Genomic DNA, 13,212 nt, shown 5'->3' with positions numbered 1-13,212 from the left:
CAGCGTGTTCTCCACCCTCACGAGTGAACCTGACGAGTTATCGGGATTCTTGAACTCCCATCGTTCTAGCCTCCGTTTATTCGCATTGGCTGAGCGTGCGGGGAGGAAGCGTGGCGCTGGCAGTCGTACGGGACCTCAGCACGGCACGGCGTCCAGCGAGCCCGGAGGAGCTGGAGGCGTTCGAGACCGACGTGCTCGCGGGCTTCGTCCTGGCGCGGGCCTCCGCCGGGTTGACCGACGGCACGATCCGCGGCGACATGTCCCACCTGGAACAGATCCGCAGCTGGTTCGGGCGCCCGCTCTGGGAGATGCAGCCCGCCGACGCGGACACGTACTTCGGTGGCACGGTGCGGTCCGCCTCGCAGGGCACCCGGCTGGCATACGCCCAGTCCCTGTCGACGTTCTTCGACTTCCTGGAGCTGCGTTTCCGCGCCGAGCTGCATGCGATGACCGGCACGGTGATCACATGTCCGCTCGACGAGATGAACCGCCCGCGCGGACGCGGGGAGATCGGCCTGCGCATCCCACCCACCGGTCCCGAAGTCGAGATGCTCTTCACGGGCTGGCGCGACGACCTTGCGGCCTGCCGGAAATTCGCCCCGGCGGCACGCAACTACACCGCTGCGAAGCTGATCTCACTGGTGGGCCTGCGCATCAACGAGGTCCGCCGTCTGGACCTGGATGATGTCCGCTGGGAGCTGGGCCACTTCGGCAAGCTCCACGTCCGCTTCGGCAAGGGCGCCCAGGGCTCCGGCCCGCGCCAGCGGGTGGTCCCGCTGATCAACGGAGCGGACCGGCTGCTGCGCTGGTACATCGAGGATGTGTGGGGTTACTTCGACGCGGACCACACCCGTCCCGGTGCACCGCTGTTCGCCACCGAACGTCACCATGCCGACGGCTCCGCCACCCGTGTCGGCGCCGACTCCCTGCGCCGCGGCCTGGCCGAGGCCGGCGGCTGTCACCTGCCCTCCTGGTCAGGCCGGCTCACCCCGCATGTCCTGCGGCACTTCTGCGCTTCTCAGCTCTACCGGCACGGCATGGACCTGCTGGCCATCCAGGAGCTGCTCGGCCACTGGTGGGTGGCCACCACGATGCGGTACGTCCACGTGCTGCACACTCACGTCGAGGACGCGTGGATCGCAGGTCAGGACCGGGCCGCCGCCCGTCTGAAGGGACTCGCACGATGAGGTGGAATCTCCGGCTGGCCGCAGCCAACCGCGGGATCTGGAAGGCCAGCGAGCTTCAGCGGATGCTCGCCGAACGGGGCCTGGTGATCTCGGCCGGCAAGATGTCCGGGCTCTGGTCCGGACAGCCGATCAGCGTCAAGCTCGCGGACCTGGACGTGATCTGCGCCGTGCTCGGCTGCGGCATCGACGAGCTGCTGATCCCTGAGCCGGACGCCGTCACGGCACCGGCGTCGGAGGAAGAGCCGCAGCGGGCCGTCGGGGAGAGCCAACGTGTCACACCGCGGGCGCCACGAGGCCGGTCCCTGCCGCCCGCATGACCACCCCGCCCGGCTCCGTGGACAGATGCCGCTACTGCCTGGCCTGGGGCGTGCTCGCCTTCAGCCGAATGTGTCCTGAGTGCGTCGGCTGGCGGGTCTGGGACCGCGAGAAGTGCGCCGGATGCCACCGCACGGTTCCGCTCAAGCACGGCCACTGCCGACTCTGCCACCGCCAAGCCCTGCGACAGCTCGGGCGCATGGTGATCCGCTCGGCCATGCCCGACGTCGATCTGGTCGCCTGGCAGCTGTTCCTCGTCTTCCCGCTCGGCCCGCGTCGCGCCCGCGGACGGCCCCGCAAACCGCCCGTCCTTCGACCGGCCCCGGTGACCTGGCAGATGCCGGGACAACTCGCTCTCTTCCCTGCCCGTCCCGACTACCTCCGTTTCAGCCGGGACCGGCACGCGAACCCGGACAACCCCACACTGATCGAGGCCCGAGACACCGCCCACCGGCTCGCCGAGGCCCGCGGCTGGGCATGGTGGATCGTCCGCGAGATCAACGACGGTCTCCTGGTCCTGCTCTCCGGACACGCGCCCGGCGACACCATCGCCTACTCCGACATCGTCCCGATCGACCAGCTCGGCCACAACGTCGCGCACACCGCCGAGGTCCTCGACCTGCTCGGCATCCTCCACGACGACCGCGTCCCCACCTTCGATGCCTGGCTCCAGCGCAAACTCGCCCTCCTCACCCCCATCCTCGCCGAGGAGATCGAGCTCTGGGCCACCACTCTGCGCGACGGCGGCGCCCGCACCCAGCAGCGATCCACCGACACCATCCGCAACTATCTCGACGCCGCCCTCCCGACCCTGATCGACTGGTCCACGCGCTACCAGCACCTGCGCGAGGTCACCCGCCAGGACATCAAGGACGTCGCCGCCGGGCTGACCGGCCTGAAACGCAAGCGAGCCCTCGTCGCGCTCCGATCGATCTTCCAGTTCCACAAGCGCGCCGGGCGCCTCTTCCATGACCCCACCACCCGCATCAATACCGGGCGAGTCGCCGTCGGCCTGCCGACACCGCTCCGCCCGGAACAGCTCGAAGCCCTCGTCAGCCACGCCACCACCCCGTTGCGCCGGGTCATCCTCGCGCTCACCGCCGTCCATGCCGCCCGCCCCACGGCCTTGCGCGAACTGCTCATCGACGAAGCCGGATTGGCCGACCGCAGGATCACCATCGGCGGCCACCCTCGTCGGCTCGACGAGCTAACCGCGCAGGTCATCACCCAGTACCTGCTCCACCGGCACCGGCGATGGCCCCACACCATCAACCCCCACCTGATCATCTCCGAGCACACCGCCCAGAACGAGAAGCCCGTCAGCTTCCACTGGCTCAGTGATCAATTCCGCGAGACCGGCGTGACGCTCAACCGGATCCGGATGGACCGCCAGCTCGAAGAGGCCCTCACCCGTGGCCCCGACGCCCTCCACCTGGCCGCCGTCTTCGGCATCAGCGAACGCGCTGCCATCCGCTACGCCAACGCCGCCAAGGCGTTCCTCGAGTCCGCACTCGAACAGAACCAGTAACCCGGATCTCCGCCGACACCCACCAGTCGACAGACGTCCGCCTCCCTTACCCCGATCGACAGGCCCCACACATGCACCCCCCTGCCCTCAATCCCACGAACTCGCGCCCCCACTCCCGGATCTCCGGCAACCCCACCCGCAAGTTCGCCATGAAGCACCTTCAGAAATCGCGAACTTTCGGCGGAGTCGCCGACACCGGGTGGGAACCCCGCTCGGTGTACGCGCACCTCGACCGGCTGGAACGCGAGATCGCCGCCCCAGCCGGCATCCCCGTCCTGCGCGTGTCCACCGGCAACATCCGCGACGACGCCCTCGACCCGGATCACCGGTTCGCCTCCATGCCGCTATACATACTCAACCAGGACGGCAAGGCCGGGATGACCCGTCGGCAGTGCACCGGCGAGTACAAGATCAAACCGATAAAGAAGCAGGTCAGAGCACTCCTCGGCTACCCCTACCCCGCACGCATCCCGCGGGAGGTGTTCGTCGAGCAGTGGGTCGGCATCTCCACCGACGAGTTCCACCGCGCCAAGGACGCGGACGTGAAGTACATGCGCAACCGGCACCCGCTCATCGACATGGGCTGGTCGCGCGCCGACTGCGTCCGCTACCTGTCGTCGCTGGGCCTCGCCGACACCCCCAAGAGCAGCTGCTTGGGATGCCCGTTCCACGGCAACGCGCAGTGGCGCCAGATCCGCGACAACTCGCCCGAGGAATGGGCGGACGTCGTCGCCTTCGATGCCGCCATCCGCCAGGGCAACGCGCGTGCCAACGCCAGCGGCAACCGCCTGCTCGGCCAAGCCTTCCTGCACCGCTCCCGCGTGCCCCTGTCCGAGGCGCCCATCGATCACGTCACCGCGGCCGAGTGGGCCGCTCTGCAGCAAGAACTGGGCAGTGCCGAGGACGCCACCGAGCTGGAGGACGGGGTCACCGACGGATGCTCGCCCTGGGCCTGCCGGGGCGACGCCGACGCCCCCTCCCGCGACGACTTCGGGCTGGCCACGTGATCGTGCTCGACCTGTTCGCCGGGCCCGGCGGCTGGAGCCACGCCCTGACCGTCCTCGGCGTCCGCGACATCGGCCTGGAATGGGACGATTGGGCGTGCAAGACCCGTGCCGCGGCGGGGCAGTTGACCATCCGCACCGACGTGGCGATGTACCCGGTGCGGCCCTTCCTCGGGAAGACGACCGGCCTCATCGCCAGCCCGCCCTGCCAGGCGTGGTCGATGGCCGGCAAACGCCTCGGGCTCCTCGACCAGCCCCTGGTCCACCAGGCCGTCGCCGACCTCGCCGACGGCCGCGACACTCGCACACAGCTGCTGGCCGCCTGCCAGGACGAGCGCTCCCTGCTGGCCGCCGAACCCATGCGCTACCTCCACGCCCTCAACCAGCACGGCCAGCCCGAGTGGATCGCGATGGAAGAGGTCCCCGACGTCCTGCCGCTGTGGCGCCAGTACGCCGCGATCCTGCGCAGCTGGGGCTTCTCGGTGTGGACCGGCATCCTGAACGCCGCCGACTACGGGGTGCCGCAGACCAGGAGGCGGGCGATCCTGCTCGCCTCACGCACGCGCACCGCCGAGCCCCCCGCGCCCACCCACGCCAAGGTCGCCGAGCCGGAGTCGCTGTTCGGGCCGGGCCGGCAGAAGTGGGTGTCCATGGCCGAGGCCCTCGGCTGGGGCGCCACCGACCGCCCCGTGCCGACCGTGTGTGCCGGCGGCGGGCCGGGAGGCGGACCCGAACCCTTCCCCTCCGGATCGCGCAAGACGCTCAGCGACGCACGCGAGCGCGGCACCTGGAAGCCTCAGACCGGCGTGATCCTGCAGTCCCGCCGCGAAGGAGCGGGCTGGACGAAGCGCCACGGCGCGAGAGAGGACCGGCCGGCCCACGCTCCCGCGCCGACGTTCACCGGGGAGGCGCACCGGTGGTCGTGGTCGTTGCGCAGTAACAACCAGTCCAACGCGACCGTCCGCTCCGTCCAGGAGCCCGCTGGCACCCTCTTCTTCGGTCACCGCGCGAACGAATGCGTCTGGGTTGCCGCGCCCTCCGGCGACATCACCGACACGCGCGAGGAGCAGCCTGCACCGGGGTCCATCCGGATCACGGCCGAAGAGGCCGGGGTTTTGCAGACGTTCCCCGCCGACTACCCCTGGGCCGGCAACAAGGGCCAGGTCTTCGGCCAGATCGGTAACGCCGTCCCGCCCCGGCTCGCCGCCCACCTTCTGGCCCCGCACCTGGGCAAGACCCTTCACCCCGACGACTTCACCCTGGCCGCCTGATGCCCCACCGACCCGTCCCGTACGAGGACGACCTCGACATCGTGCAAACGCCGCAGCCTGTGCACTACGCCGAGCAGTCCCTGCTCGGCGCCCTCCTCCTGGAACCCGACCGACTCGACGACATCGAAGCCCTGGACTCCGCCCACTTCAGCAACCATGGCCACGGTGCTCTCTGGAAGGCCATGCGCGAGCTGCCGCCGCCCGAACCGGACACGCACCGCTCCAGCCCTGCCTGGCTGAACGCCGTACTCGAAGCGGCACGCCCCCACGCTCCCGGCCTCACCGCCTCCTATCTCCACACCCTCATCCAGGTCTGCCCATGGCCGGAGCACGCGCCGGCGTACGCACGGATAGTCCGAGCCGATCACGCTCGACGCACGTTGCTCATGCACGCCGAACGCCTCGCCCAGACCGCGACCGACAGCACCCTGCCCAACCCGGTGGCCGCCACCCTGACCCAGGCCGACACGCTCGGCCAGTTCCTCGAAAGGCTCGCCGGACAGTTCGCCTCACACCCCGGCTCCCTGCCGCGCACCGTGACACCGGCTCCCCGGGCGGGACACCACGGCGAGGACGCGGTCGACGAGGAACGCCTCCTGCTGTCCACCGCCACGGCGCACCCCGCGGAGCTGAAGGACATGCGTTGGCTGCAGCCCGACGACTTCACGCTGCCCCTGCACGCCGCCCTCTGGCAGTGCCTGACCACCCTGGTCCACAACGGACAGCCCGTGGACTCCGTGACGGTGCTGTGGGAGGCCCAGCACCGCGGACTCCTCGCAGACGGGCTCGAGCCCCGTGATCTCATCGACCTGGTCTCCGTGCCCGTCGGCTCGCCCGAATACTGGGGTGAGCGAGTGCTTCAACGCGCTCTGCTCGCTCGCGCCTTCGACGTCGGAACGCGCATCACCGTCTACGCACAGGACCCGGTCAACACCCCACACCAGCTGATCACCGGCAGTCGCCGCGCCTTGGCCGACCTCACCGCCCTGCGCACCCGCTGGCATCGCAGCACCAGCCCCGCGCCACCCACTACGCGCGCACCGCGCAGCCCGGCCGCCCCACGGGCCGGCCCGCCACGCGCCACCGCATCCAGCGCCCGCACACTCCGCTGACCCATCCGCTCCGGCCGGCCCCCGCACCGGCCACAGCCGTGAAACGAGAACCGATTGCCGCACCCCGAAGCAGACCCGCACATCCGGCTCGACCTGCTCGACGGCCGCCCCAGCGCCGTCAGCGCCACCGTTACGGGCACTGCCACCCACACCGTGCGGGCGCTGCTCGCCCTCCACGGGTTCGAGCCCCTCGACGACACCACGATGGTCATGGCCCGCATCGACCGCGAGGAACCGCACTACGCCGACCAAGCCGCACACGCCCTGCGCGCCGAAGGCGTCGCCGTGGACATCACGCCCCGGCTACGTGAAGAGATCACCACCGAGTGGACCTGGGCCAACTACCCCATGCACTGGTGCACGCGCGAAGAGATCCGCGAGGTCTCAGGTGACGCCCAGAAGATCTACGACGACATACGGTCCGGCCGCCTGATCATCCACGCGCACGCCCACGACGGCTGGACCACCGTCGCCGTGGGCACCTACCGCGACGGACCGAGCGTCCACCTCCACGGCGAGAACCACCTCCGTGTGGAAGCCGGCCAGTACGGCGGCCCCCTCGCTGCCATCGCCGAGTTCGAACGCCTCTACGGCGACGCCGTACGCCCCGGCCCCGCCCCCGCCACAGACACCGAACGCGAGGCGGAGCAGGCACGCACCCCGCCGGATCCCGAACCCGAGGCCAACGTCCAGCCGCCCACGACCACGGCGGGGCCTGCTGAGACCGAAGCGGCCGGGGCCGAGGGCCACGAGGCCCTTCTGAACGACTTCCTCGAGTCGCACGGAGCCTGGGAGAAGTGGAGCAGCTTCCCTGTTGAATCGGCGTGTTGAAGCTGATCCAACAGGGGTGGTTCTGTGCCAGGCTGGCGTACGTACTGGGTGCCCAAGACCCGGGTGGTGACGGATCGAATACCGATCTTGACAGGCTGGGATGACCTGGCCGAGCGGGAAGAGCGGTTCGGCATTCACCCTGGGGATCCGATTCTGCTGTCGCCGGACTACCGGGTCGACGGGGTTCTGAGCCTGTACCTGTGCCGATCGTCCTTCTCACGTCTTGAACACGAGTCGAAGCGGAATTACACCGGCGACTACTGCATGTTCTTCGATTTCCTGTGGGGCCGGGGCAAGAACTGGAACGAAGCGACCGCTGATGACTTGTGGGACTTTGAAGACTGGCGGACTCGATCTCCACGCAACCCTCGCAAGGTAGGCGGCGCCCGGTGGAACCGTGGTCTGGCCGCGCTAAGCAGGCTCTATGGGTGGGTCGTGGACCGCGGGTACATCGCGGTGAACCCGGTCGAGACGCGGTCGGTGATCGGTCGCAACGGCGAGGCCGTGGCGGTGCCAGCTGCTCGTGCGAAGCACGCGAGGGCCAGTAACGTCCGCTGGCTGACGCCTCGGGCCTTCCGGCTGTGGTTGGACGTCGGCCTGCGCGGCCACACCGCCGATGGCAGGCCGGATCCCGGGTGGGTGGGGCGCCTTGAAGACCGCAACGCCGCCTATGCGGGGCTGCTGCTGTCATCGGGGATGCGCCTGACCGAGGCGGCCTCGCTGCTGTTGTTCGAGGTGCCCCGCACACGGCTGGAAGGAGGCCGCTACTACGGTGGCCGGCTCGCGCGGGCGGTGACCAAGACGAAGAAGGCCCGCACGTTCTACGCCTCGGCGGTGGCGCTGGGCGAAGTTGAAGGCTACGTGGAGTCGACGCGGGCGGATGTGGTACGCCGTGCTCAGGCCCGGGGCCGCTACGAGCGGCTTTCCGAGTGGCGGCTGGTGACGCACCAGAGCGGCCAGCTACGAAGGGTGCTGCACTGGCGCGACCAGGACGGTGTCGTGGGTCAGACCCCGCTGGGCGAGGCAACGGTCGCCGAGCGGATGACGTACTTCACGGAAGGGCCCCAGGGGCCTGAGCCGTTGTGGCTGTGGCTGAACGAGTCCGGGCTGCCGTTTCGTCCGGCGTCGTGGGAGAACGTCTTCCGCACGGCCTCGCATCGGTGCGAGACGGTGCTGGCGGACGTCATGGCCGAGCCGCCGTTCGCGACGCCGCACATGGCCCGGCACAGCTTCGCGCTCTACATGCTGGTGGTCCTCAACTACCTGATCGACCAGCGGATGGGGCTGACCGCAGAGGAGCGTCGGGACTTCCGGCTGCTCTACGGAGATCCGTGGCGGATGGTGCAGGACCTGCTCGGACACGCGGACCTGGAGACCACACGGCGGATCTATCTCGCGCCTGTCGCGGATCTGCAGCTGCGCTCGCTGCTCGCCGAGCCAAGTGGGGATCTGGCCGGCGTCGCCGGGTTGTCGCAGGAGAGGATGACCTCGGTGTTCGCACGGATTGCCCGTGAGAGCGAGGGCATTCAGGATCTGGACGAGCGGATGGAGGTCGCGTGAGCCGGCGGGGACGCTCGGCCGCGCTGCCCGATGCGCCGCACCACCGCCCTGTGGTCCGCGAGCCGGGCAGCCTCGTCGTCCGTCACCGCAGCGCGAAGGGCGCGGTGGCCGACTACGACTTCACTGCTCTGCCCGTGGCGCCGGCGATGCAGTATTCCTGGGCCGCTCTGTTCGCGGCCCGTTGCGCACCCGGTGGCGGCTGGAACTCCCTTACCTCAAGCCGGTCGACGTGGAAGGAACTGAGGGTCTTTGCCCGGTTCCTCGCCGGGCGGGATGAGCCGCCCCAGGACGTCGATGAGCTGACGGTGGCGGTCTGGAACGCCTGGCGGATCAGCCGTCCTCGAACTTCCTCTGGCAGGAGGCAGATCTTGACGATGGCCGCGTTCTTACGGCCGGATCCGCGCCTGCCCCAGGACGTCCGGGAGGCGATGGCCAAGCGAGTGTTCCAAGTGAGCAAGGCCGAAGCCGCCTTCTCTCCGGATGAATATCGGCAGCTCCGCCTCGCTGCACAGCGGATGTTTCGCGCCGCTTGCCTGCGTATTCGTGAGAACACGGAGCTGCTGCACCGCTGGCGGGCTGGCGCCCTGGAGCCGGGCACGGAGCAGTGGCTCGTCGGGGAGGCTCTGGACTGCCTGGCCCGGACTGGCGAGGTTCCTCGGTACGTCGGATCCGACGGAAGCCGCACCAGGATCGTTTCGCGCTATCTGCGCGCGATGGGCGGTGACAACGCCGCAGCCACCTGGGAACGGCTCTTCCTGAACCGCATGGAGGCGGTCGCTCTGGCCGTCTTGTTGGTGGCCGATCACGGGTTGAACGCCACCACCGTGTCTGAGCTGCCTGTTCCTCGCGCCACCCCCGACTCGGGCGAGGGCGGCTTCCCAGTCTACCGTATCGAGCTGGAAAAGCGCCGTCGAGGCACCGGCCGGCACTTCGAGACCAGGAACATCACCGACTTCGGCGCCGACTCACCTGGACGCCTGGTCACCCTGGCTTTGGAGGCCACCGCCCATGCCCGCGCTCTGGTGGCCGAACAGGCTCCGGAGCTGGACCGGCTGCTGCTCTGGCGCACGAACAGGCCCTATCAGGGCAGGCGTGACGACGAAGTCCGGGTCGGCGTGATCGGAGTCGGTCTGCACCACACCGCCCCGCACCTCTGGGGACAGCAGGTCGGGTTGTCCGGATCGCCCATGCGGCGCCTTCGGAAGACGGTGAACGTCCTGCACCGGCGCGAGCCCGGGCAGAACACCCAGGACACCCACGACAGCGTCTACGTGCTGCTCGAGCCCCAGGCCCAGCAGGCCGCCGCGGAGGTGATCGCTGACGGCATCACCGACGCCGTCGACCAGGCTCACCGCACGCTGCGGGCCCGGCTCAGCGATACGGCCGGGCCCAGGGACCGTGAGACCATCACCGCGGCCTGCACCGACTACCACCACAGCCCCTTCACGGGCAGCGCCACCGGCTGTCGGGCCTCGTTCCTGCTCTGTACTGCCTGCCCGAACGCGCGTGTCACTCCGGCCCACCACCCCCGTCTCGCCCACCTCCACCAGGGCATCGAGAATCTGCGGGCCGTCCTGGCACCCGAGGTCTGGTCAGCCGACTGGGGCGACGCCCACGCACGCCTGGAGGACCTGAAGAACCGGCTCGGTCCGCCCGTCTGGCGCGAGGCCCTTGCCCGGGTCACGCACGCCGACCGCGAGGCCATCGAGCAACTGCTGAACGGACATTACGACCTGTGACCCTCCCCCTGACCATCCCTCTCGCGCCGTCCTCGCAGACGCCGGTCATCCAGCCCGACCGCGTCGTCGCCGAGTACACCGGCCCCATCGCCCGATACGACGCGCCCGTCTGGCCGCTGGACCCGCTGATCGCCAACCCCAGCGCCCCCCGCCGCCGCATCCACTGGGATTCCTTTCCCCAGGTCATGCAGCCCGAGCTGCGGTTCATCACCTACCAGATGATCAACACGGAGCTGCCGGAGAAGCTCCTCATCGGACGGCACCCGGCCTGGCGCACCCGCCAGAGCCCCGGAGCCATTTACATGACTTGCCGCATCTGGGCCGGATTCTCCCGTTGGCTGACCGACCGGTCCGTCCCGACGCTGGCGGCCTGCACCCCCGAGTTGTACCGCGACTACGCAGGTGAGCTGGTACGCGAAGGCGGCCTGACCCGCAACAGCGTTCAGTACCACCTCATCGCCCTGATCCGGCTCTGGGCCTTCGACACGTGCAGTGCCCACCCCATCGGCATCTGCGAACCACCCTGGAGCCACGAGGGCATCGACGACTATCTCCCGCCCGCAACTAGCGGCGGAGAGAACGTCACCGAACCGATCACCCCCGCCACCATGGGGCCCCTGCTGATCTGGGCCCTGCGCATGGTCGAGGACTTCGCCCCCGACATCCTCGCCGCCTGGGCGGAGAACCGCCGCCTCCACACCCAGGCCCAGCACACCCGTGCCTCGCCCAGGAGCCGGGCGGCGCTGGACGCCTACCTCAACGATCTCGCCGCCCGCGGGGCTCCGCTGCCCACGATCCGCCAGCCCGGCCGGCTGGTCGCCGCCGGCACCTACATCTCCGGCCTCATCGGAGCCACTCCGGCCCAGGTCACCCGCCGGATCCAGGAGCCGAAATGGGCCCGCTACCGGGACCGGAACCCCGGCCCGGCGTCTCTGCCCACGCCGATATGTGGCCGCATCGACGGCCGCCCCTGGGCTGAAACGATCGACTTCACCGAAGCCGGCAGCCTGATGCGCCATCTGGGCACGGCCTGCTTCATCGTCCTGTCCTACCTCACCGGACAGCGTCCCGGGGAGACGCTCAGCCTGCGAACTGGCTGTTGCCCCGATCCGGGCGCCGGACGTCCGCTGATCTACGGGCACGTCTTCAAGACTGCCCGGGACGAGGACGGCAATCACCTCTCCCGCGGCCAGATGCGTGAGGTTCCCTGGGTCGCCATCCCGTCGGCCATGCGCGCCATCCGCGTCCTGGAACGGATGGTGCCGGCTGACAGCCTGCTCTTCGGCGCAACCGCCCACGACTTCCCGCACCACCGCACCTATCACGCGGCGCTGAACCGACCCACGATGAACCGGCGGATCGAGGACTTCATCTCCTGGGCCTCCGCACTGGCAGTCCGCCTGGGCCGCCCCCACGAAGTGGTACCCGACGACCCGCACGGCGCCATCGGCACCGAGCGGTTCCGCCGCACGCTGGCCTGGCACATCGCCCGCCGTCCCGGCGGGCTCGTCGCCCTGGCCATCCAGTACGGCCACATGCGTACCGCAGTCAGCGCCGGCTACGCGGCGCGAAGCCGCGACGGCATCCACGACCTCCTCGACATCGAGACTGCCCGCGCCACCGCCGACACTCTCGCCGCCCTCCACGAGGATCTCTCCGCAGGCGTCGGCATCTCCGGGCCGGCTGCCCGGCGGGCGATCCACGCCGCCGCCCAGGCGCCGATGTTCGCCGGCTCGATCCGCAGTGCCCGTCAGGCCAAGGCCATCCTGCGCAACCCCAGCCTGGCCGTCCACGACAACCCGCACGCCTTCCTGATGTGCGTCTACAACCGCGACAAGGCCCTCTGTCACCGCCTCGACACCAGGGACACGCCCACCTTGGACCGCTGCGTTCCCGCCTGCGCGAACATCGCACGCACCGACCAGCACGCCGCCCAGCTCACCGCCCGGGCCGAGGACCTGGAGAAACAGTCAGCCTCCGAGCTGGTCCCGGGCCCGCTCGCCGACCGCCTTCGCCAGCGCGCCGAAAGCCTGCGCAGCCTCGCAGCTCAGCACCACGGCACCCGCATCGCCGACCAGGAGGAGACCACAGCATGAGCCCGGCACCCGACGAACGCGACCGCATCCGGGCCGCCATGGACCGCATCCTCGCCGGGACACCAGAGCAATCGAACGGAGCGCTCACCATCGTCGCCCTGGCCACGGAAGCCGGAGTGCCCCGCAACGCCCTCACACAACGGCACCTCGATCTGAAGAACGACTTCTACGCGAAGGTCCGCGCTCGGGGAGGCACCCCCGAAGGGGAAATGCGGCTCCGCAGGCAGATCGTCAAGCTCAAGGAGCTTCGAGCGGCAGACGCGGAGGAGATCAAGCAGCTACGGGCCGATGTCGAGGCCCTGATCGCGGCGCTCCATGTGTCCGAGGTGGACAACCGTCGGCTGCGCGAGCAACTGAGCGCGCCTGGACCAGGCGTTCGTATTTTGCCCATGCGGCCCCGTCCCAGGACGTGACTCCAGGGCCAGAAGCCCCTGGGACCTAGGTTCTGCCAGCTCAACTGGTTGAAGGCGGGGCCGCTGGCCCATCCGGCGGCTCAGACGATGTGCGGGCACGGGCACGTCGCAGAAGGTGCCTGGCGAGCAACGTCACCCAGACCGCGAACCCCAGCG

11 protein-coding genes are annotated in these 13,212 nt (G+C 69.7%); all 11 read left to right on the top strand.

Annotated elements, in window-relative coordinates; all coding sequences use genetic code 11:
* The first annotated feature begins 110 nt into the window (after positions 1-110).
* The 11 genes from AB0P07_RS15005 to AB0P07_RS14955 all read left to right on the top strand — a co-directional run bounded on the left by AB0P07_RS15005 (position 111) and on the right by AB0P07_RS14955 (position 13,056).
* Positions 111-1,187, top strand: coding sequence for a tyrosine-type recombinase/integrase (locus AB0P07_RS15005; RefSeq protein WP_365550113.1), 1,077 nt, complete (start codon positions 111-113; stop codon positions 1,185-1,187).
* Positions 1,184-1,504 carry a helix-turn-helix transcriptional regulator gene (locus AB0P07_RS15000; RefSeq protein WP_365550110.1) on the top strand — a complete coding sequence of 107 codons (321 nt, stop codon included), beginning with the start codon at positions 1,184-1,186 and terminating at the stop codon, positions 1,502-1,504. The genes AB0P07_RS15005 and AB0P07_RS15000 overlap by 4 nt, the downstream gene beginning before the upstream one ends.
* A complete protein-coding gene (locus AB0P07_RS14995; RefSeq protein WP_365550107.1) occupies positions 1,501-3,030 on the top strand; it encodes a hypothetical protein in 1,530 nt (509 codons plus the stop codon). The genes AB0P07_RS15000 and AB0P07_RS14995 overlap by 4 nt, the downstream gene beginning before the upstream one ends.
* A gap of 149 nt (positions 3,031-3,179) precedes the next feature.
* Positions 3,180-4,037: a hypothetical protein gene (locus AB0P07_RS14990; protein WP_365550337.1), complete on the top strand. Its 858-nt coding sequence runs from the start codon at positions 3,180-3,182 to the stop codon at positions 4,035-4,037.
* On the top strand, positions 4,034-5,305 hold the full coding sequence (locus tag AB0P07_RS14985; RefSeq protein ID WP_365550105.1) for a DNA cytosine methyltransferase: 1,272 nt from the start codon (positions 4,034-4,036) through the stop codon (positions 5,303-5,305). Before AB0P07_RS14990 ends, AB0P07_RS14985 begins: the two co-directional genes overlap by 4 nt.
* Complete coding sequence (locus AB0P07_RS14980) at positions 5,305-6,417, top strand: DnaB-like helicase N-terminal domain-containing protein (RefSeq protein ID WP_365550102.1); 1,113 nt, start codon at positions 5,305-5,307, stop codon at positions 6,415-6,417. The genes AB0P07_RS14985 and AB0P07_RS14980 overlap by 1 nt, the downstream gene beginning before the upstream one ends.
* Positions 6,418-6,471: 54 nt before the next feature.
* Complete coding sequence (locus tag AB0P07_RS14975) at positions 6,472-7,248, top strand: hypothetical protein (protein WP_365550100.1); 777 nt, start codon at positions 6,472-6,474, stop codon at positions 7,246-7,248.
* An 87-nt stretch (positions 7,249-7,335) separates the two neighbouring features.
* On the top strand, positions 7,336-8,808 hold the full coding sequence (locus AB0P07_RS14970; protein WP_365550097.1) for an integrase: 1,473 nt from the start codon (positions 7,336-7,338) through the stop codon (positions 8,806-8,808).
* The gene (locus AB0P07_RS14965; RefSeq protein ID WP_365550094.1) at positions 8,805-10,547 is read left to right on the top strand and encodes a hypothetical protein; all 1,743 of its coding nucleotides are present in this window, start codon (positions 8,805-8,807) and stop codon (positions 10,545-10,547) included. Before AB0P07_RS14970 ends, AB0P07_RS14965 begins: the two co-directional genes overlap by 4 nt.
* On the top strand, positions 10,544-12,643 hold the full coding sequence (locus AB0P07_RS14960; protein ID WP_365550092.1) for an integrase: 2,100 nt from the start codon (positions 10,544-10,546) through the stop codon (positions 12,641-12,643). Before AB0P07_RS14965 ends, AB0P07_RS14960 begins: the two co-directional genes overlap by 4 nt.
* Entirely contained in the window at positions 12,640-13,056 is a 417-nt protein-coding gene (locus tag AB0P07_RS14955) for a hypothetical protein (protein ID WP_365550089.1), read from the top strand. The genes AB0P07_RS14960 and AB0P07_RS14955 overlap by 4 nt, the downstream gene beginning before the upstream one ends.
* The last annotated feature ends 156 nt before the right edge of the window (positions 13,057-13,212 follow it).

This window comes from Streptomyces sp. NPDC085944, assembly GCF_040686295.1.
Lineage (GTDB): Bacteria > Actinomycetota > Actinomycetes > Streptomycetales > Streptomycetaceae > Streptomyces > Streptomyces salinarius.
This window is presented reverse-complemented; position numbering and strand designations above follow the sequence as displayed.

Coding starts and splice junctions, on each gene's coding strand:
- AB0P07_RS15000 (WP_365550110.1), top strand. CDS start 1,184: ATGAGGTGGAATCTCCGGCTGGCCGCAGCCAACCGCGGGATCTGGAAG.
- AB0P07_RS14995 (WP_365550107.1), top strand. CDS start 1,501: ATGACCACCCCGCCCGGCTCCGTGGACAGATGCCGCTACTGCCTGGCC.
- AB0P07_RS14990 (WP_365550337.1), top strand. CDS start 3,180: ATGAAGCACCTTCAGAAATCGCGAACTTTCGGCGGAGTCGCCGACACC.
- AB0P07_RS14980 (WP_365550102.1), top strand. CDS start 5,305: ATGCCCCACCGACCCGTCCCGTACGAGGACGACCTCGACATCGTGCAA.
- AB0P07_RS14955 (WP_365550089.1), top strand. CDS start 12,640: ATGAGCCCGGCACCCGACGAACGCGACCGCATCCGGGCCGCCATGGAC.